Below are 19,663 nucleotides of genomic sequence, written 5' to 3'. Positions count from 1 at the left end.
CTTCAAGCGAAAAAACGCTTAAAAAGCTTAATGAACCTTCAAAACTGAACGCAAAACATCAATGTGTAAACCCGTGGTTTACATTCCGTAATAATCCTTAGAAAGGAGGTGATCCAGCCGCACCTTCCGATACGGCTACCTTGTTACGACTTCACCCCAATCATCTGTCCCACCTTCGGCGGCTGGCTCCCGTAAGGGTTACCCCACCGACTTCGGGTGTTACAAACTCTCGTGGTGTGACGGGCGGTGTGTACAAGACCCGGGAACGTATTCACCGTGGCATGCTGATCCACGATTACTAGCGATTCCGGCTTCATGGAGGCGAGTTGCAGCCTCCAATCCGAACTGGGAATGATTTTATGGGATTGGCTCCCCCTCGCGGGTTGGCAACCCTCTGTATCATCCATTGTAGCACGTGTGTAGCCCAGGTCATAAGGGGCATGATGATTTGACGTCATCCCCACCTTCCTCCGGTTTATCACCGGCAGTCACCTTAGAGTGCCCAACTGAATGCTGGCAACTAAGATCAAGGGTTGCGCTCGTTGCGGGACTTAACCCAACATCTCACGACACGAGCTGACGACAACCATGCACCACCTGTCACCACTGTCCCCGAAGGGAAAGGCGTATCTCTACACCGGTCAGTGGGATGTCAAGACCTGGTAAGGTTCTTCGCGTTGCTTCGAATTAAACCACATGCTCCACCGCTTGTGCGGGTCCCCGTCAATTCCTTTGAGTTTCAGCCTTGCGGCCGTACTCCCCAGGCGGAGTGCTTAATGCGTTAGCTGCAGCACTAAGGGGCGGAAACCCCCTAACACTTAGCACTCATCGTTTACGGCGTGGACTACCAGGGTATCTAATCCTGTTTGCTCCCCACGCTTTCGCGCCTCAGCGTCAGTTACAGACCAGAAAGCCGCCTTCGCCACTGGTGTTCCTCCACATCTCTACGCATTTCACCGCTACACGTGGAATTCCGCTTTCCTCTTCTGTACTCAAGTTCTCCAGTTTCCAATGACCCTCCACGGTTGAGCCGTGGGCTTTCACATCAGACTTAAAGAACCGCCTGCGCGCGCTTTACGCCCAATAATTCCGGACAACGCTTGCCACCTACGTATTACCGCGGCTGCTGGCACGTAGTTAGCCGTGGCTTTCTAATAAGGTACCGTCATGGCACGGGCAGTTACTCCCGTACGTGTTCTTCCCTTACAACAGAGCTTTACGATCCGAAAACCTTCTTCGCTCACGCGGCATTGCTCCATCAGACTTTCGTCCATTGTGGAAGATTCCCTACTGCTGCCTCCCGTAGGAGTCTGGGCCGTGTCTCAGTCCCAGTGTGGCCGATCACCCTCTCAGGTCGGCTACGCATCGTTGCCTTGGTAGGCCATTACCCCACCAACTAGCTAATGCGCCGCGGGCCCATCCTACAGTGACAGCCGAAACCGTCTTTCAGAGTTTGTCCATGCGGACAAACTGATTATTCGGTATTAGCCCCGGTTTCCCGGAGTTATCCCCATCTGTAGGGCAGGTTGCCCACGTGTTACTCACCCGTCCGCCGCTAAAATCAGAGAGCAAGCTCTCGTCATTCCGCTCGACTTGCATGTATTAGGCATGCCGCCAGCGTTCGTCCTGAGCCAGGATCAAACTCTCCATAATAGAAGAAAATGAATAGCTCATTTCTTGCTGACTCGAATCCGAAGATTCTTGTGTGTGTTTCTTTTCAACCAACCGAAGCTGATTTAGTTAGAAACGTTTTGCTCAAGTGCGTTAGCACTCTCGCTGTATTTCATTGATGTTTTGCTGTTCAGTTTTCAAGGTTCATCGTGTTGGAATTAAGTTGAATTCCTAACACTTCTTTTAGTTATCAACCAAACGACAACTTCTTAAGTTTAGCATATCCTTTTCGCGAAGTCAACAACTATTTCAAATTAACTTCTGAAGCGAGATTTGCTTATGTGTTTCATAAAAATAGTATGGAGCGGGTGAAGGGAATCGAACCCTCATCATCAGCTTGGAAGGCTGAGGTTTTACCACTAAACTACACCCGCATAATATTGGCACATCCGACGTTAGTTGAATGATAACCATTTCTTTCTTAATGTATCACTATACCCACCGAGGTAAAAGGGTCTTTTAATGAATCAAGTTGTTTGGTGCGGTAAAGAGGACTTGAACCTCCACGGGGTTAACCCCCACTAGGCCCTCAACCTAGCGCGTCTGCCATTCCGCCACTACCGCATTGCTTTAGCGACAAACTTTATTATATACCATACAGTTCATTTGTCAATACTTTTTTCAAGTTAATGATGAGCCATGCAGGATTCGAACCTGCGACCCTCTGATTAAAAGTCAGATGCTCTACCAACTGAGCTAATGGCTCTCTATTATATAGAAGAAGTAGTCCATGCATTCCTAAGAACCGAGATACTCTTCTTTTGTAGCACAACTTCTCGTATGCTTTAGCATTCTGAAAGTTTGGCTGGGGTAGCTGGATTCGAACCAACGATGACGGAGTCAAAGTCCGATGCCTTACCACTTGGCTATACCCCACCGATACGGTAATAAGTCGTCTTTCATGTTGTATAAAGTTCTTTCAGCACTTCGCATGAAGTTCATGTCAGACTCTTTTCAACACTTCGTTTCAAAAAAAATAATGGTGACCCCTACGGGATTCGAACCCGTGATACCGCCGTGAAAGGGCGGTGTCTTAACCGCTTGACCAAGGGGCCATATAAGATGTTTGTCTTATGTACGGGAAACGCTTTTGTTAATGTCGTGCGCGCCGTTCCCAACCGACTTTTCTTATTATAAACAGAGTTTCTCATTTCGTCAACACTTTTTCATCAATTAATTTTAAGTATTATTGAGAACACGATTAGAGTGCGGTTTGCAGGCTCTCACCGTGTCCTCAACAATCATTTTACAGCTTGTACTACTACAATTTGCCCTGCACATTTCCCACATCTATATTTTCTAACGTCCATCCTTCTTCTTCGGTTATAAAGTAGCTTACATGATGTACACTCATATACATAGATAGAATAGGTCTTCTTATTCTTCTCAGTAAGTGGTCGGCAAAACCTTGGGGAAGAAGTGCGCTTTAGCAACTCTCTAAAATCTGCATCGCGATGACGGTAACCTCTTCCTTCTATATGGAGATGGTAATGACAGAGTTCATGTTTGATTACACCAACCAACTCTTCAGTTCCATACAACTCCAAAACCAACGGATTAATTTCGATCGAATGATTTGAAAGTATATAGCGACCGCCTGTTGTTCTTAGTCTACTATTAAACCGAGCAATATGAAGGAATGACTTTCCGAATGCTTCTAAAGAAACACTTTCAATAAGCTCCTTCAATTCTTCATCCGTCATAGCCACCCCTCCTTTAGTCGTCATTTTGCAGACGGCGGTAACATCGTCAGCGAAATACGTCCTTTTCCTTTATCTACACCTTCCACCCACACAGTTACAATATCTCCTGAAGAAACGACGTCTAGTGGATGTTTTACATATCCTTTTTTCAATTTCGAGATATGGACGAGACCATCTTCCTTTACACCGATATCCACAAAGGCACCGAAGTCCACAACATTTCGAACGGTTCCTTGCATTTCAAGACCTTCATATAGATCCTTCATGTCGAGTACATCTGCTTTTAATAGTGGTTGCGGATAATCATCGCGCGGGTCCCGATTTGGTCTTTGAAGTGTTTCGATAATATCTTTCAATGTCACTTCCCCAACATCTAACTTAATCGCTAAAGCTTTGATGTCAAGTGCAGACAATGCATCCCCAGTTTCTTTCTTACCGAGCAACTTCTTGCTTGCATTCGCTTCTTCTAGTATTTGTTCCGCCAATTGATAACTTTCGGGGTGAATCCCCGTCGAATCAAACAGATCTTTTGCATCAGGTACCCGTAAGAAACCAATCGCTTGTTCATAAGTCTTCGCTCCGAGGCGGGGTACTTTCTTCAATTGATTGCGCTTCGTAAACAATCCATTCTCTTCCCGCGATTTCACAATATTTTCCGCGACGGTTTTGGACAACCCTGCCACATATTGAAGTAGCGAGGATGATGCAGTGTTAACATCTACTCCTACCCGGTTCACAGCTGTTTCAACTACGAATGATAATGATTCGGAAAGACGTTTTTTAGCTACGTCATGTTGGTATTGTCCAACACCAACCGAGCCTGGATCAATTTTCACAAGCTCAGATAACGGATCCTGTAAACGCCTTGCTATCGAAACCGCACTCCGCTGTTCAACTTGAAGATCAGGGAACTCATCCCGCGCTTGAGCCGAAGCTGAATAAACACTGGCACCCGCTTCATTTACAATGACATACGAAACACCTGCTTGTGCTTCTTTTATACATTCAACTATGAACAATTCCGATTCACGCGAAGCTGTTCCGTTACCTATTGCAATGATTGTGATCGGATACTTTTTCAGTAACTCCAAAATAGCATGCTTCGATTTTTCCTTTTCCATTTTGGGTTGATGCGGATAAATTACGGATATTTCAAGTAATTTCCCTGTTTCATCAACTATGGCAAGTTTACACCCTGTCCGGAAGGCCGGATCAAGACCTAATACCACTTTCCCTTTCAATGGAGGTTGTAGGAGAAGACTTTTCAAGTTTTCCGAAAACACATGGATTGCTTGCTCTTCGGCCTTTTCAGTAAGCGCCGCCCTAATTTCCCGCTCAATCGATGGAGCAATCAATCGTTTAAATGCATCTTCAATCGCTTCTTTTACATGTGGTGCAGAAGGCGAATGTGATTTACGAATCAACTCACGCTCAAGTCCTCCGATAATTCGTTCACTCGGGAAAGAAATACCGACACGTAACACATCTTCTTTTTCACCGCGGTTTAATGCAAGAACACGGTGTGGAACGATTTTTTTCAAAGGCTCTTCATACTCATAGTAATTTTCGAAAACGTCACGCTTGTCCTCTGCCCCCTTCCGGACTGCAGAAACAATCATCCCATCTGACCACGCTAACTTTCGTATGTTTTCCCGTATTGCGGCATCATCCGCAAATTGTTCAGCTACAATGTCCCGAGCTCCAGCCAATGCGTCTTCAACCGCATTTACGCCAATTTCTTCATTTAAGAAAGGCAAAGCAAGATCTTCCGGTGAATTCCCTGGAAACTCCATCAGTTTTTTCGCCAGTGGTTCAAGACCACTTTCAATTGCAATCATGGCACGTGTCCGTCTTTTTTGTTTGAAAGGTCTGTACAAGTCCTCAATTCTTTGCAAAACGGTAGCGCTTTCAATTGATTTCCTCAAATCGTCATCCAGTTTACCTTGTTCATCGATAAGGCGAATCACTTCTTCTTTGCGCTGTTCAAGTCCTTTCACATAGCTATAAGCATCTTCAATCGCTTTAATTTGCACTTCGTCCAACGAACCAGTTTCTTCTTTTCGGTAACGCGCGATAAATGGGACAGTATTTCCTTGGTCAAGTAATGCGATTACCTTTTCAGCTTGATGTATACTGACGGCCGCTTTCCCAGCTGTAGCCTCAACAATATGCTTCATCAATAAAACCACCCTTCCTTCTATAGATTCATTTTAACATAAGAAAAGCGCAAGGCGCCTTCTAGACGCGACAGGCATAAGTCGAGCCAGCGACGTGGCGCTCTTTGCCACATAGCTGGATTGCTTATGACCCCGAGCGGCTGGCGCCTGAAGCTAGACACTATTCTAAGTCAAAAAAACGTATACTTTCTTACCTGCGAACAAAAGCACAAGCGCCTGTTCTGTGGCGACAGGCATAAGGCGGGCTGGCGAAGCGGCGTTCTTTGCCGCACAGCCGGACCGACTTATGACCCGAGCCTCTAGGCGCTGGAGTCTGGACGGAAACAAAAGCGCAAGGCGCCTAAATGGATCGCAGCTTAAGTGCGCCACTTCCTGTGGCAATAGCTGCATGACCTACATCCTGTAGGCCCGCGACAGGCATAAGTCGGGCCAGCGACGTGGCGCTCTTTGCCACATAGTTGGATTGCTTTTAAGGAACCTAGCCTAAGTACGCCGCGTCCTGCGGCAATGGCTAGGTGACCCACATCCTGTGGGCCTCCAAGCGGCTGGCGCCTGGAGCTAGACACTATTCTAAGTCAAAAAATCGTATACTTTCTTACCTGAAAACAAAAGCGTAAGCGCCCGTTCTAACCGATATGGATTTGAATCTAGATGGGAAATCTCCATATTGCATTCTATCCGCAATCCAAGACTTTATAATTTCCCGCAATAAAAAAGCCCACCTCCAACTCACAGAAGTAGGCTTCCAGCTATAAATGTTGCATCGTCACCGTGTTCAATTGAAGCCAGCACTTTTTGATATAGCTCACAAGGTCCCGAACTTTCCTTCAATGAAGCTTTCGGGCTTCTAAGTATGACGCCATCTGAATGGAGGAAAAATAGGTCTCCCTTTTCATAGTTGTATTGTTGCGTTTTTAACTTTTGCGGTCTCCCTGAAAGATAGCCCATTACCGGTAAAGGATAAATCATCTTATCGCAATCATGAAGCATATAAAAACGGACATTGCCAACACAACTATACTGAATTGTTTTTTGCTTGTAATCGACTTTGACGATAGCTACTGCCGCACCACGCTTTTGCACCATATGTTCATTACAGCGGCTAAGTAATTCGTCTATTGACTCATGATGATATTCTTTCAACACTTTAGGAAGAATTTGAGAAGATTGGCGTGCAATCGGTCCATTACCTAATCCATCCGCAATTGCGCAGATGAAATAGTCTTCCTCCGCATGGATAAAATAAGAGTCACCACATTCTCGATTTCCAAACTTCGCTTCCTGATAAACATACGCTTCAACATGCTCAGTTATTATCGAATCCACTATAACGCACCACCAGCCGACAATATTGCTTCCTGTAACTTCTTAATCGCTTTGCGTTGTAATCTTGAAACATGCATTTGAGAAATACCGAGTCGTTCTCCTGTTTCTTTTTGGCTCAGTTGTTCAATATATGTATACTGGATGATTTGTTTTTCACGTTCCGATAATACATTTAGAGCATTCGCAACAACCATACGTTGATCTGTTTTCTCAAAGCCACCATCATTCTCACCAATAATATCGAATAGTGTTATCGTGCCCCCTTCAGAATCAGCATCGAGAGTATGATCCATTGAGAGTGCTTGATAACTTCTCCCCATCTCCATCGCTTCGAGGACCACTTCTTCTTCTACATCAAGGTATTCCGCAATTTCACTAACAAGAGGAGAACGTTGCATTTCTATTGTTAACGTTTCGACAGCTGCCTTGATTTTTGGTCCCAGTTCTTTTATACGGCGTGGAACATGTATTGCCCATGTCTTATCGCGGAGAAAACGCTTAATTTCACCGATGACCGTTGGCACCGCAAACGCTTCAAAACTTCTTCCATATTCCGGATTATACCTACGTATCGCTCCAAGAAGTCCTAGCATGCCGACCTGGGCAATATCTTCATGAAAGGACTTACCGTTAGAGTACTTTCGGGCGATTGATTGAATGAGACGTTCATAGTGTAGAACCAAATTTGTCTGCGCCTCATCATCATTGGTTTCTTGATAACGTTTAATCCATTCAAGGACTTCTAGCTTCGTTCCACTTCCACGGAGAGATGGTTCGCTTCCTCCTGCTTGAGAAAGGGATTGTTCTTCCGTTTTAGATTCAAGAGGAGATGGTTCTTTCGACATCGACATCCTCATCCCCCCGCTCTCCACCGAGATATTTAGTCATAAAGACTGTCACACCCTCCTCATGAAGCACTTTTACATCATCCATCAGTGTCTCCATTAAATAGAGGCCTAGTCCACCTTCACGAAGAAATTGAACTTCTTCCTGTTCATTGTATGGTCCTACGCGTTTCTTCGTTTCCTCAAAATCAAAACTTTTCCCATGATCCGCGACCATAATTTCTAATTTGTCCACAAAAAGAGCACAACCAACTACAACTTCCCCTTCATCATCCTCTTTATATGCATGCTGAACTGCATTAGTAATCGCTTCACTCGAGGCAATCTTTAAATCTTCAATTTCATCATAAGTAAAACCAAGTCGGCTTGCCAGTCCTGAAATCGCGAGTCGAGCAACTCCAACATATTGCGCTTTTGCGGGAACCTTGATTTCAATATAATCATACGGTTGCATCTCTGTCCCTACTTTCTACCATTACGATATCCATAACTTCAGCTAAACCAGTTATTTCGAATAATCTTTTTAAACGAGTGTTTACACCAACTATTTTCACATGCCCTCCATTAGCCTTGACAGCTTTATAGAACCCGACAAAAATACCAAGTCCAGTGCTGTCCATATATCCAACTTCAGATAAGTCTAATTCTGCTTGCATGTTTTCCACATTTTCTGCCGATGCAAGACACTCTTTTAATTTTGGTGCTGTGAACGCATCTATTTCTCCAACAATTTTAAATCGTTGAACACTATTTTCTTCCACTAAGTCGACTTGCAAATTCATAATTACACCCCGAATTCCTTTTTTTAAAATAGCATAGTAGAGATACATATACCCTACTCATAAAATCTTAAACCTTATCGTTCTCTTTTTTGAAAATAACAATCGTAAAATCATCGCGTAAATGAAAGTTTTGGAGATACGCTAGCCTTTGGTATACTGTATCAGCAATTTTTTGTGCAGATTCGTCTTTCACTTCCGCTAAGATCAATTTGATCACTTGATCATCAATGAAACCAGTATCCGTTCGTACTTCGGTAACGCCATCCGTCATCATCACGATAAAGTCGCCTTCTTCTAGAAGGACTGATTTCTCTTCATAAACGACATTTGGATGAACACCAAGGAGAAGTCCTTTTGCATGAAGTTCCGTAAATTCCCCCGTCGCCGCCTTATATAGGAGGGCAGGTTCATGTCCCGCGGTAGCATATGAAAAACTAGAGTCCCTTGCATCATACTTTCCATAAAACATAGAAATGAACATCGAATCATCAACACTTTTTTCTACGATTCTGTTAACAATATCAAGGACATTCCTCGGACTTGTATTTTCGTTCTGCAAACCGTCCATTCCAAACTTGATCATTGACATGCAAAGTGCCGCCGGAATCCCTTTTCCGATAACATCAGCTACAGCCACACCCGCTTCGTAACTATTATCATTCAGGAAATAAATATAGTCGCCGCTCATCTGCTTAGCCGGCTCTGTTACGAATCCAATATCAAGCTCTTTAAAATCTGGCTTCTTCGTTTTCAGAAGCGTATCTTGTACTTTTGCCGCTACATTCATTTCAATCTGAATTTCTTCTTGTTTTTGAATGAGACTCTGATGCTCCCTAAGAGCAAGCCCGTAATGAATCATCATTTCAATCAAAAAGTCAAACGAATGCCATAGCTTTTCCGGCATATCCGGCAAGACTTCAGTGAGTGCTGTTTTATGGATACTGATAACGTCTTCGGGCGATATATCCTTCTCTATAAATTGCCTGCTAAACTGTTGTCCAACATAAAGATCTTCTTCATTTTGTCCATCAACATATTGCTTCAATATTTCTTTATACTGCTTCCCAACTTCCAGAGGCATTCATCATCATCTCCTCATCGGAGCCATTTTGTAGTTGTAATCGTTGTTCCTACTCCAGGCTCCGTGTCCACTTTAAATTCATCCATAAGCCTTCTCACGCCCGGCATACCTGCACCAAGTCCTCCAGAAGTCGAGAATCCGTCTTCCATCACTTTACGCATGTCCGAAATTCCTGGGCCATTATCTGAAGCTATAATCGTAATTCCGTACAGGTCATTTTCAGACAACCGCTTTATTTCTATCTTACCTTTTCCAGCGTATAAATAGATATTACGTGCTAATTCACTAATTGCCGTTGTGATACGTGCCTGATCGACCGTACCGAAGCCGGACTTCTTCGCTTCATTCCGGCCCAACTGGCGGGCAGCAACAATGTCCCACTCCGTGTATATGTCTACAGAAGACCAGTACTCCATTGTTAGGCCTCCAATTCTTTACGCAGTTTGTCCAATCCGTTTTCGAGATCGAGTGCCGTCAAAACGTTCTCCAAACGAATCCCAAGTTCGATAAGCGTAATTGCAACGGCAGGCTGAATCCCTGTAATGACGACTTTCGCCCCCATTAAACCAGACATACTGATAACATCTCCCAACACTTTTGCAATAAAAGAATCGATGAAATCAATTGGTGTCAAATCAATAACAACACCCCTTGCCGTCGTTTCATGCATTTTCCTCAATAAATCCTCTTGAAACTGGAGGGCCGTCTGATCGTCAAGTTCCCATTGAACAGAAACAATTAATGTGTCATTTAATTTCAAAATCGGAATTCTCATATTCATGATTGTTCAACCTCCACTACTGTCCGGTTCGTCAGTCCAAGTGCCTCCTGCATTCCGCGCTGCAACGTGCTAGTTGTTGTGAAATCATTCAAGTTAATACCAAGCGTAACGATGGTTTGGGCAATTTCCGGCCGAATTCCAACCAGCATACATTTTGCTCCGACAAGACGGACTGCATCCGCTGCCTGGATGATATGATGAGCAACCATTGTATCCACGACTGGTACACCGGTAATATCAAGAAGTACTACTTCGGCGCGCTGCTTGACTACACCTTCCAGTAAGTTTTCCATAATTAATTTTGCCCGCTCGGTATCGATCGTACCAACAAGCGGCATTACTGATATCTTTTCGAAAACCGGTATCAATGAAGCCGACAGTTCCTGCAAGGCGATTTTCTGCAAACTGACGGTCCGTTCCCATTCCACGGAATAGGCTTCTATGATACTTTCGCGTAAAGGCAAAATCCAATTATCGAAAAGTGTCATATAAAACCGTAAATTACTTTGTTCAATAACCCCTTTTTCCTCCAATAATTCGAAAACAATTTTCGAAAAGTTATCAATTGCTTTATTTACAAATTTAATAGACCAACCAAATCGGACAACCTTCACAGTAAATTCCTTCAACTTCTCAGTATTGACAATGTCTTGTTCATAAATATTCGATGTCATCAACGCCGCAAACTCACTGCTCGTCTTTTCTACAAGTTGTTCAGGCATAAAATGAAAAAACTTCTCTCCCTTTTCATCCTTCATTAGTAATTGCCATCGTTCAATAATCTCATTAATATTTTCGTTTACGCCTTCCACCAGTTGAATACTCATAATTGTTCCAATAAGCCTCCTTGTGAATTCCAAATTTACGTATCTTCATTGTAACGAAAAGAGTGATGCAATACACTCTTTTTGTCATATTACTTAGGTAACGGAAAAGTGACTGCAATGAAAAGAACACCATAGAAACGAATCCATGGTGTTTTTTCTTATATGTATGCTCAGAATTTGATGAGGCCGAAACTTACTTCGAGCGCTTCATCGACCTGTTCCATCAAAAATTCATCTAGATGCGTAATCTTATCTGTAAGCCTCGACTTGTCGATTGTGCGGACCTGCTCGAGCAGAATAACCGAATCCCGCTCGAAGCCGTATCGTACCGCATCAATTTCAACATGTGTAGGCAATTTCGCTTTTTGAATTTGCGCAGTGATTGCCGCAATAATTACCGTCGGACTAAACCGATTTCCAATATCATTTTGGATGACAAGGACCGGTCTCGTACCTCCCTGTTCAGAACCAACAACAGGCGACAGATCTGCAAAAAAGACGTCTCCACGTTTTATTGCCAACTTTTCATCCTCCGCTTACGAGACGTTCTACCGTATGCTGGGCTTCAAATTCCACATGCAAGCATTCCGTGGCGATTCTAAGGTTGATTTGCGACATTTCGAGATAACCGTTCATCATCTCTTCCCTGATCGTATCCGATTCATAGTCAGTTACATATCGCTTTGTCGAAATATAAACGAAATCACCACGGTCCAGTTCCTGATGAACGACCGTATGTTCATTTTCATTCAGCATCCGTTTCGGAATTTTAACAATAACTTCTTTAAAGTTTTTATTTGCACGCAACGTTAGCACCTCCGACAAAACCGTTCCCTCATTTCAATACAAGTCCATCTTACCATTGTATACCGACAATGAGAAGACACGAAAGGAATTTTATTGACAGGATTCTGCAAAGCTGCTAGGTTTTTTTGTCGAATGTGCGAATATTATATATTCTGTCCATCTTTCCCTGTGTATATTCTCGGTACTCGCTTCGCAATGGAAACAGCAATTTCATATGGAATCGTGCCGAGTCGCTCCGCCCACTCCTCCATCGTAACTTCTTCTTTATCTTGACGACCTATTAGAACAACTTTTTCGCCAACCGCCAGTTCTCGCGGAAGCTTCACCATGCATTGATCCATGCAGATGGTTCCAATAATAGGCATTCGTTCTCCATCAATGAGTACTTCCTGTCCGCGCAGACCACGTCTCAAACCATCTGCATAACCAATCGGGATTGTGCCGATCCATTCTGCACTCGAAGTTACATAGGTACCGCCATAACTGATTCGATTGCCCACCTCCAACAACTTTACATAAGCAAGTTCGCTTTCGATTCGCAATGATCTTTCAAGACGAAACGGCAATTTCCCTCCTACATATTCCGAAGGCGCGATGCCATAAAGTCCGATTCCGAAACGGACTGCATCAAGCGCATATTCGGGATAGAGGAGGGACGCCGCGCTATTCGATGCGTGAACAAGTCGTGGTTTTTCCGACAGCGTCTGCACTAACCTCATGAACTTAATAAATTGTTCTTCTGTGTTTTCAGTGTTTTCTTCATCAGCACAAGCGAAGTGTGTGAAGATACCGTCCAGTAGCACTTGTTTAGAACTATTTACGACCGACATAAGGGACCGAAGAGCATCCTCATCCCTCAATCCGATTCTACCCATTCCACTGTCAATTTTTACATGTATCTTCAATTGTTGCACGAACTTTTCACTAACGTCTAATGCCGATTTCAACCACTCGGCACTCGAAACTGTTAGTATAATCCCCAATTCAGCTGCTTTTTCAGCAAACACAAGCGGAGACGGTCCCATAACAAGAATGTCCCCACTAATACCAGCCATTCGGAGTCGTATCGCCTCGTCAGGTGTTGCCACCGAGACCATTTCTGCACCAGCTTCAAAAGCAGCTTGAGCCACTTCAACTTCACCGTGACCGTAACCGTCTGCTTTCACAACTGCAATTACTGCGGTTTCACTTCCCAAATACTCTTTCAAATTCCGAACATTGGCCCGAATCGCCGCTAGATCGACGATGGCTGTTGTAGGACGATAATGAATAGAGTCTTCCATAACAATCCCTCATTTGTACTGTAGTACTCTCCATTATCCATCCCTTGCCCTTTCTTCGTCAACCTTAGTTATATTATTTCATCCCCTCCACTTGCATCGATCCTGCTACTTCAATCAGTTCATCTTGCGTCAAATTATCGGATGCGATGAAGAATGAAACGCCTCCACTTTCCCAACGAATCGAATTTTCCGTAAGGGCTGCAACAGTAAATCCAAGATCGACAGGATCACCTTCAATGGAGACTGCCATTTTATTTTCCGCTCTAACTGCTGGCTCTTGAACAATAATGAACTCTTTTTCTCCTCCAAAAGTCATGAATGTTCGTGTACCGCTATCCATTTTCACGATTTCTTCATCAACAAGAGTGCCATCCGCCCAAGCTACTGATGGATAATACGTTGAGAGTCCTGTTGCTTCATCATCTGCGGCTGGTTCAGTTTCTTTACCTGTATTCGTCTCATCCATATCTACTTTGTAATCGCCAGCTTTTCGTTCGACGCCAAGTGTAATCTTATTGAACGTAATGCGAATCTTCTCCACCTTGTTTTCATCCAGTACGGAGACATACGTTGGTAGCAATGTCTTTTTGTCAATATGGATCTGTTGGGTTGGCAAAACCTTCTTATGGTTATTTCTCGTGGCCGTTTCAAAGACGTACGTTTTCTCTTTTTCCGTCATTGTCGCATTTTTATCAGCTTTAATATCTTCCGACAACGCACCTATTAAATACGCCTGGCTATTTTGAGAAGGCCAGTCACTTTGGAACTTGTAGGTCTTACCGAGTGATGGGGTAACAACAAAAACACCTTCTTTATTACGTACAATCATCTGGGAATCCTTACTTCCTGCCTGCGTTACATTAACGCGATAGAAAGACGGCTTCGTATGCCAAACAGCGACCTCATATGAACGCGGCTCGGCTCCAGTCTTAATTTCCATGGTCGCTTGCAAATCATACCCCTTCGCTTCATTCCACTTTCCACTGAGTTTCTTCATGACATCCTCTTTCGACGGCGATCCACATGCCGCAAGGACTACCATGACTACAACTAACAAAAGAGCAACTATTCGGCTACGCATACAGTTCATCCTTTCTCATTTCAATCGGGTAGGTCATCTTATGAGGAAGGACGAACAATTATGCAAGAAGGATAACTTGAGCTGCTGCTACGGTTCGCGTATGAGTTATAGATATGAAACCAGTGATTGAATCTCCTTTGAAAAACACAGTCGGTTTGCCACTCAGTTCAGGCAATATGCTGATATCCAAGAAACTACACTGCGTGCCAATTCCTGTTCCTTTCGCTTTAGCAAACGCTTCTTTCCCAGCAAAACGACCCGCAAGGAATTCTATTCGCCGATTAGTCGTGTGCGATTCGTAAATTTCCAGCTCTTCCATAGTTAAAATGCGCATACGGAATTTCGGAGACCTAGCATCCAACTTGGCGATTCTATCCAATTCGACGATATCAAGCCCAATTCCTGCAATCAAAATAATTCCTCCTTCCAAAGTTTGCAAAAAAATCGTCGACACCTTGATCAAGCACTGGAGCCTAGACGATAAAATATGTATAATGAAGTCATAGATTGAGGTGAATACATGTTTAGCCGTACAGAAAGCTTCTCGCAATACATCCGCCTCTATCCGGTGGTGACGTTTTTCCTTGCTTTGAATATCCTTATTTATCTCGTGACGATCATCCCGGTTATCGGGACACAAGTATTATACGCCGGCGTCGGCGTCAACTTCCTTATCTCCGACGGGGAATGGTGGAGACTTCTAACACCGATGTTCCTTCACGGTGGTATCATGCATCTACTGTTTAATATGTTCTCTCTTTTCATTTTCGGACCTGAACTTGAGAAAATCGCAGGTAAGGCACGCTTCCTGACAATATATATGCTATCGGGCATTTTCGCTAATATTGCCACATTTTTCCTACAAGCCCCTAACTATCAAAGTCTCGGCGCAAGTGGTGCAGTTTTTGGGATTCTCGGAGCATTTGGAGCACTTGTCTATTATACGAAGCATATCTTACCGCAGCTAAGACAGATTATCCTTCCAATTATTGTTATCAGCATAGTTATGACCTATGTCCAGCCCAACATTAATGCGACCGCCCATATTGCGGGGTTAATCGTCGGATTTTTAATAGGACTTAGCTATTTTCATCCCAAACGGATCGTCAGTTGGAAAAGTAAAAAAAGATAAAGAAAACGCCGGAGTCTAGACACCGCTCCAGGTGAAAAACTTATCTTTAGGTAAAAGAGCAGGGTTATCCCTGCTCTTTTTTGTACCTATTGAAAGCGAATCAAGCATCCTTCGAATTCTTCTCATACCACGAAAGCAGCTTCTCGGCTTCTGACTCTTCCATATGATGTACTTGTGCACTAAAAGTACTCATACCAGATTTGATGTTAGTGGCTAATGTGGCTACACTTTTTCGTTTGTGGAAGTAGTTTTGTTTCATTTCCATCGATTGAATTCTTTTTTTCATCAAGAAAGCGGTCTGAAGGCTAAGGTTCCTGAATCGCATCGTCAGCTGATTACCCGATATCCCGTAAGCAGCCGATCGATGTTGCCATAATCCGAATAGGACAATGACCGGTACGATGAGGAGTGACAACAACCCGTATGGAAAGAAAAAGTATGTCAATGCGCCGATCGCAGGAATCATCCATAGGAAATCGCTACGATAGAAAAAGCGCTTGCCGCGTGCTGGCAGTTTTTCCGTCGGTTCATCAAGTATAAGATCCGGGAATATCTCTTTCAATGGTCCATTGATATCCGCTTTTTTTACCAAAGGAAATAAATTTATTTTCGCCCCTTCCGCTCCGCCTCCTCCCGCACTATCAATTGCAACAGCAGCGTAGCCGAATAGTTGCCTAAAAGGATTCTCAATAATACGTACGCTTTGAACCCTGTTCAGCGGCACTGTCATCCGTTTTTTCTCAAGTAGACCGCGCGTAATAACGATGTCTTCTTTTTCAAGTGAAACAGTAAAACCGTAATATGCCAGGAATGTCATGGCAACCGATATCCCCCACACAAAAACGAATCCTAAAAACACAGCAATTGCAACGATAAGAAGACCGAACTTGATGAAGCCTGAAATCTCTTCATACATCCATTGAAACGGTATCATCTCCGCAAACTGCGATAAGAAGATCCCCACGCCCGAAAGAATAATTCCAATCCCACCTGATGTAGTTGCTAGGATAAGCAGACCTTTCGATGACATTGTAAAAACTGATTTCCTTTGCGGTTCTTCCACTGCTTGAATTATTTCTGGCAGTTCTCCATTTTCCAGCAAAGTTTCCTTCTTACCACTTTTCGCCTGCGCTATTTCCATTTCAATTCTACTTGCCGCCTCTTTCGTAATCGCGGTCAATTCTGCCTCCGACTTTTTCGAAGAGGAGCTACCTGCTGTCTCCACTTTCACTTTGACAAGTTTGAAAGGTCGGTGCAAAATCCCTTCCGTATAATCGAGGCTTTGAATTCGGTCAAACGGAATATAGCGTTTCTTTTTCACAAATAACCCATATTCGATTCGAAGTTCATTATCTTCAAACCAGTATTCAAAACGTTTCCACTTAATAATACCTGTGATGAAAAAAGCGATAATGAGGACTCCGAAAATGATGAAGGATAAGTAATCCAAATACCATTTCCCAGATCCCACATCATTCAGCCCATTAGCGAACACGAGGACAATAATCGGTAATATCGCATCTTTCGCCGTCTTCAATACTTCAATAATGGCTGTAATCCAGTGTAATTTATAGCGTGTCTCAGACATCTTCTTCCGCCACCCTTGCAAGCGCTGATATCCTGCTCCGAAGTTCATCCGCCTCTTCCATCACAAGAGCAGGTATTGTATGATTCGTCGCCGCCGTGGAAATCGTGATTTCCGCCAAGTTATATTTTCGTAAAATCGGTCCTTGCGCGGTGTCTACGTGCTGAACACGCACCATTGGAATCAACGTCCGTTTGACGATAAAAATACCATGTTGCAGCTCAATTTCTGATTCACGCACTTCATAGCGCCATCGCATCCATTTAACTTTTGGAAATAAATAAATGAAAAAGTACGCGAATAAGATTACGACAACCGCAGCCACCGCATATATCCACCATGGACCTTCAAATATATAAGCCAATACCCCCGCGGCAATTGCTACAAGTAAAAGGAATCCTGTTTCCATAATGCCGTATAATCTCCATACCTTTAATCCTTTTTCCGATATACGATTCACCGGTTGTTCTCTCATATGAACACCTCTTCCTCTCTACTTATTCTATACGATTAAGAGCGCGAAATGTTTCATTTTGATGGATTGTTGCTAAGAGGGTTGAGGGAGTGTTGTTTAGTTTTCGCGTAGTGTTGTTTAGTTTGGAGATTGCGTTGCATACCTTGAGCTATATGTTGTCTAGTTCAGACGAAACGTTGCTTTGTCGTGTGGATGTTGCTTAGTTTCGGCTTTGTGTTATTTAGTTCAGAGACTTCGTTGCATACCTCGGACTTGGTGTTGCCTAGTCCTCACATTCCCCTTCGAACTTTATTGTATACAAAAAAAGATCCGGGTAAGCGCTCATTGCGCTATCCGGATCTTTTAAAGGTTCATTATTAACGATCTGATTTAGTTGTACGTGAACGACTGCTGCTGTCTCTTCTAGCTCCGTCACGGCTACCGCTTGGTGCGTTGCCGCCACTTCCGCCACTACGACGAGCTCCGCCGCCATAACCACGTCCGCCGCCACCGCTTGATGGACGTCCGCCGCTACGGTTACCTTTATAACCACCGCCGCCGCCGCGAGAATTTCCGCGTGATGGTAATGGACGCTCTTCCGAAATTGATACAGGTGTATCATTCGGTTCGCGAGTTAATGAACGAAGTGCTGCTGCAACTAGATCTTTAGCTTCGAATTTCTCAAGTAAATCAGCTGCAAGATGTGTATAATCACTCAATTCATTTTTAGTAACAATTTCAGTAAGTTGTTCCACAGCCACACGTTGCTGACCAAGAATTGCTTCGTCAGAAGATGGTGGGTTCAATGGAGTCATTTGTTTTTTAGTTGTTTCTTCTACAATACGAAGGTAACCCATTTCACGTGGTGTTACGAATGTAATTGCTACTCCACTTTTCCCTGCGCGTCCTGTACGACCAATACGGTGAACATAGCTTTCAGGATCTTGTGGAATATCGAAGTTGTAAACGTGTGTTACGCCTGAAATATCGAGTCCACGTGCCGCAACGTCAGTTGCAACAAGGATATCAACTTTACCTTCTTTGAATTGCTTAAGGACAGACATCCGTTTCGCTTGAGTCAAGTCGCCGTGAATTCCTTCAGCAATGTATCCGCGGATACCTAGTGCCTGAGATAGTTCGTCAACGCGACGTTTTGTACGACCAAAGATGATTGCAAGTTCAGGTTGTTGAACATTTAGAAGACGTGAAAGGATATCAAACTTTTCGCGTTCTTGTGATTTAACGAAGAACTGTTCGATATTTTCAACAGTCATTTCTTTAGACTTGATTTTAACCATTTCCGGGTTTTTCATGAACGTTTCTGCAATTTTGCGGATTGGTCCAGGCATAGTAGCCGAGAATAGAAGTGTTTGGCGCTCAGCCGGTACACTCGCAAGAATTGTGTTGATGTCTTCGATGAAGCCCATGTTCAACATTTCATCTGCTTCGTCAAGTACAAGTGTTTGTACGCCGTCTAATTTCAATGTTTTACGTTTGATATGGTCAAGAATACGTCCTGGCGTACCAACGATGATTTGTGGGTTATTGCGCAATGCACGGATCTGACGTCCAATTTCTTGTCCACCGTAAACAGAAAGAATGCGTACACGTTTGTCAGCACCAATTCTGTAGATTTCTTCAGAAACCTGAATAGCCAATTCGCGTGTTGGAGCAATTACAAGTGCCTGTACTGCAGTGTTTCTGATATCAACCTTTTCAATGATTGGAATACCAAATGCAGCTGTTTTACCAGTACCAGTTTGTGCCTGGCCGATAACGTCGCGACCTTCCATACCAAAACGGACAGTACCTTCTTGGATTGGTGTTGCTTCTTCAAACCCCATTTTAGCTAGTGCGCGTTGTGTTGATTCACTGATATTTAAATCCGAAAAATTAGTCAAACTTATCAATCTCCTTTGTTTTTTCATTTGACAATTGGTTACATTTGCAAATGAAGGCACGGCAAATTCGAGCCTGTTAAAAGGGAACGTTTCCGATATTTTGCATTCTCTATAGTATAAGTAGAGGTTATGGTTGAAAAGGAAAGCCCGGTCTTTGCCGAGCGGTTCGATCAATGGACAATTCGTCCAACTTATATGAGCAAACCGTTATATTCAAAAAAAGTACC

At 43.6% G+C, this 19,663-nt stretch carries 19 protein-coding genes, 5 tRNA genes and 1 rRNA gene; 1 reads left to right on the top strand and 24 read right to left on the bottom strand.

Annotated features, from left to right (window positions below; all coding sequences use genetic code 11):
- Positions 1-101 precede the first annotated feature (101 nt).
- The 21 genes from MKX62_RS10285 to acpS all read right to left on the bottom strand — a co-directional run bounded on the left by MKX62_RS10285 (position 102) and on the right by acpS (position 14,776).
- Positions 102-1,653: ribosomal RNA gene (locus MKX62_RS10285) — 16S ribosomal RNA — on the bottom strand.
- Between the two features lie 318 nt (positions 1,654-1,971).
- Positions 1,972-2,045, bottom strand: a tRNA-Gly gene (locus tag MKX62_RS10280).
- Between the two features lie 103 nt (positions 2,046-2,148).
- A tRNA-Leu gene (locus MKX62_RS10275) sits at positions 2,149-2,235 on the bottom strand.
- A 69-nt stretch (positions 2,236-2,304) separates the two neighbouring features.
- A tRNA-Lys gene (locus tag MKX62_RS10270) sits at positions 2,305-2,377 on the bottom strand.
- Between the two features lie 96 nt (positions 2,378-2,473).
- A tRNA-Gln gene (locus tag MKX62_RS10265) sits at positions 2,474-2,547 on the bottom strand.
- A 104-nt stretch (positions 2,548-2,651) separates the two neighbouring features.
- Positions 2,652-2,726: transfer RNA gene (locus tag MKX62_RS10260), tRNA-Glu, on the bottom strand.
- 186 nt (positions 2,727-2,912) lie between these two features.
- A complete protein-coding gene (locus tag MKX62_RS10255; protein WP_067205335.1) occupies positions 2,913-3,374 on the bottom strand; it encodes a SprT family protein in 462 nt (153 codons plus the stop codon).
- A 20-nt stretch (positions 3,375-3,394) separates the two neighbouring features.
- Positions 3,395-5,551 (bottom strand): Tex family protein, encoded by a 2,157-nt coding sequence (locus tag MKX62_RS10250; RefSeq protein ID WP_340741351.1) that lies wholly within the window; start codon positions 5,549-5,551, stop codon positions 3,395-3,397.
- A 729-nt stretch (positions 5,552-6,280) separates the two neighbouring features.
- The gene (locus tag MKX62_RS10245) at positions 6,281-6,877 is read right to left on the bottom strand and encodes a PP2C family serine/threonine-protein phosphatase (protein WP_067205329.1); all 597 of its coding nucleotides are present in this window, start codon (positions 6,875-6,877) and stop codon (positions 6,281-6,283) included.
- On the bottom strand, positions 6,877-7,722 hold the full coding sequence (gene sigB, locus MKX62_RS10240; protein WP_340741350.1) for an RNA polymerase sigma factor SigB: 846 nt from the start codon (positions 7,720-7,722) through the stop codon (positions 6,877-6,879). The genes MKX62_RS10245 and sigB overlap by 1 nt, the downstream gene beginning before the upstream one ends.
- On the bottom strand, positions 7,697-8,176 hold the full coding sequence (gene rsbW / locus MKX62_RS10235; RefSeq protein ID WP_067205326.1) for an anti-sigma B factor RsbW: 480 nt from the start codon (positions 8,174-8,176) through the stop codon (positions 7,697-7,699). Before rsbW ends, sigB begins: the two co-directional genes overlap by 26 nt.
- The gene (locus MKX62_RS10230; RefSeq protein ID WP_187046556.1) at positions 8,163-8,504 is read right to left on the bottom strand and encodes an STAS domain-containing protein; all 342 of its coding nucleotides are present in this window, start codon (positions 8,502-8,504) and stop codon (positions 8,163-8,165) included. Before MKX62_RS10230 ends, rsbW begins: the two co-directional genes overlap by 14 nt.
- Positions 8,505-8,571: 67 nt before the next feature.
- Complete coding sequence (locus tag MKX62_RS10225) at positions 8,572-9,585, bottom strand: PP2C family protein-serine/threonine phosphatase (protein ID WP_338653739.1); 1,014 nt, start codon at positions 9,583-9,585, stop codon at positions 8,572-8,574.
- Positions 9,586-9,599: 14 nt separating this feature from the next.
- Positions 9,600-10,001, bottom strand: coding sequence for an anti-sigma regulatory factor (locus MKX62_RS10220; protein ID WP_338653740.1), 402 nt, complete (start codon positions 9,999-10,001; stop codon positions 9,600-9,602).
- 2 nt (positions 10,002-10,003) lie between these two features.
- Entirely contained in the window at positions 10,004-10,366 is a 363-nt protein-coding gene (locus MKX62_RS10215; RefSeq protein ID WP_067205320.1) for an STAS domain-containing protein, read from the bottom strand.
- Positions 10,363-11,193, bottom strand: coding sequence for an STAS domain-containing protein (locus MKX62_RS10210; RefSeq protein ID WP_067205318.1), 831 nt, complete (start codon positions 11,191-11,193; stop codon positions 10,363-10,365). Before MKX62_RS10210 ends, MKX62_RS10215 begins: the two co-directional genes overlap by 4 nt.
- A gap of 170 nt (positions 11,194-11,363) precedes the next feature.
- Positions 11,364-11,714, bottom strand: coding sequence for a type II toxin-antitoxin system PemK/MazF family toxin (locus MKX62_RS10205; RefSeq protein ID WP_067205315.1), 351 nt, complete (start codon positions 11,712-11,714; stop codon positions 11,364-11,366).
- Positions 11,715-11,718: 4 nt separating this feature from the next.
- Positions 11,719-12,009 (bottom strand): transcriptional regulator, encoded by a 291-nt coding sequence (locus tag MKX62_RS10200; protein WP_231885814.1) that lies wholly within the window; start codon positions 12,007-12,009, stop codon positions 11,719-11,721.
- Positions 12,010-12,143: 134 nt separating this feature from the next.
- Positions 12,144-13,283 (bottom strand): alanine racemase, encoded by a 1,140-nt coding sequence (gene alr / locus MKX62_RS10195; RefSeq protein ID WP_340741349.1) that lies wholly within the window; start codon positions 13,281-13,283, stop codon positions 12,144-12,146.
- A gap of 73 nt (positions 13,284-13,356) precedes the next feature.
- The gene (locus tag MKX62_RS10190; protein ID WP_067205307.1) at positions 13,357-14,364 is read right to left on the bottom strand and encodes a LolA family protein; all 1,008 of its coding nucleotides are present in this window, start codon (positions 14,362-14,364) and stop codon (positions 13,357-13,359) included.
- A 58-nt stretch (positions 14,365-14,422) separates the two neighbouring features.
- The gene (acpS, locus tag MKX62_RS10185; protein WP_067205304.1) at positions 14,423-14,776 is read right to left on the bottom strand and encodes a holo-ACP synthase; all 354 of its coding nucleotides are present in this window, start codon (positions 14,774-14,776) and stop codon (positions 14,423-14,425) included.
- A 108-nt stretch (positions 14,777-14,884) separates the two neighbouring features.
- On the opposite strand from acpS, the gene MKX62_RS10180 reads away from it, so the two are divergent.
- Positions 14,885-15,496 carry a rhomboid family intramembrane serine protease gene (locus MKX62_RS10180; protein WP_067205301.1) on the top strand — a complete coding sequence of 204 codons (612 nt, stop codon included), beginning with the start codon at positions 14,885-14,887 and terminating at the stop codon, positions 15,494-15,496.
- Between the two features lie 100 nt (positions 15,497-15,596).
- On the opposite strand, the gene MKX62_RS10175 is transcribed toward MKX62_RS10180, so the two are convergent.
- The 3 genes from MKX62_RS10175 to MKX62_RS10165 form a co-directional block, all read right to left on the bottom strand.
- Positions 15,597-17,084 (bottom strand): PH domain-containing protein, encoded by a 1,488-nt coding sequence (locus MKX62_RS10175; protein WP_340741348.1) that lies wholly within the window; start codon positions 17,082-17,084, stop codon positions 15,597-15,599.
- Entirely contained in the window at positions 17,077-17,556 is a 480-nt protein-coding gene (locus MKX62_RS10170) for a PH domain-containing protein (protein ID WP_067205295.1), read from the bottom strand. Before MKX62_RS10170 ends, MKX62_RS10175 begins: the two co-directional genes overlap by 8 nt.
- Before the next feature lie 356 nt (positions 17,557-17,912).
- A complete protein-coding gene (locus tag MKX62_RS10165) occupies positions 17,913-19,436 on the bottom strand; it encodes a DEAD/DEAH box helicase (RefSeq protein ID WP_304627121.1) in 1,524 nt (507 codons plus the stop codon).
- Positions 19,437-19,663: the final 227 nt, after the last annotated feature.

It is taken from the genome of Sporosarcina sp. FSL K6-5500, assembly GCF_038005665.1.
Taxonomy (GTDB): Bacteria; Bacillota; Bacilli; order Bacillales_A; family Planococcaceae; genus Sporosarcina; species Sporosarcina psychrophila.
Note: the sequence above shows the minus strand (reverse complement) of the source record. Positions and strands in the feature narration are given on the sequence as shown.

Bases quoted from the DNA above. Each gene is read 5' to 3' on its own strand.
- MKX62_RS10255 (WP_067205335.1), bottom strand. From the start codon at position 3,374: ATGACGGATGAAGAATTGAAGGAGCTTATTGAAAGTGTTTCTTTAGAA.
- MKX62_RS10250 (WP_340741351.1), bottom strand. From the start codon at position 5,551: ATGAAGCATATTGTTGAGGCTACAGCTGGGAAAGCGGCCGTCAGTATA.
- sigB (WP_340741350.1), bottom strand. From the start codon at position 7,722: ATGTCGAAAGAACCATCTCCTCTTGAATCTAAAACGGAAGAACAATCC.
- rsbW (WP_067205326.1), bottom strand. From the start codon at position 8,176: ATGCAACCGTATGATTATATTGAAATCAAGGTTCCCGCAAAAGCGCAA.
- MKX62_RS10230 (WP_187046556.1), bottom strand. From the start codon at position 8,504: ATGAATTTGCAAGTCGACTTAGTGGAAGAAAATAGTGTTCAACGATTT.
- MKX62_RS10225 (WP_338653739.1), bottom strand. From the start codon at position 9,585: ATGCCTCTGGAAGTTGGGAAGCAGTATAAAGAAATATTGAAGCAATAT.
- MKX62_RS10220 (WP_338653740.1), bottom strand. From the start codon at position 10,001: ATGGAGTACTGGTCTTCTGTAGACATATACACGGAGTGGGACATTGTT.
- MKX62_RS10215 (WP_067205320.1), bottom strand. From the start codon at position 10,366: ATGAATATGAGAATTCCGATTTTGAAATTAAATGACACATTAATTGTT.
- MKX62_RS10210 (WP_067205318.1), bottom strand. From the start codon at position 11,193: ATGAGTATTCAACTGGTGGAAGGCGTAAACGAAAATATTAATGAGATT.
- alr (WP_340741349.1), bottom strand. From the start codon at position 13,283: ATGGAAGACTCTATTCATTATCGTCCTACAACAGCCATCGTCGATCTA.
- MKX62_RS10190 (WP_067205307.1), bottom strand. From the start codon at position 14,364: ATGCGTAGCCGAATAGTTGCTCTTTTGTTAGTTGTAGTCATGGTAGTC.
- MKX62_RS10180 (WP_067205301.1), top strand. From the start codon at position 14,885: ATGTTTAGCCGTACAGAAAGCTTCTCGCAATACATCCGCCTCTATCCG.
- MKX62_RS10175 (WP_340741348.1), bottom strand. From the start codon at position 17,084: ATGTCTGAGACACGCTATAAATTACACTGGATTACAGCCATTATTGAA.
- MKX62_RS10170 (WP_067205295.1), bottom strand. From the start codon at position 17,556: ATGAGAGAACAACCGGTGAATCGTATATCGGAAAAAGGATTAAAGGTA.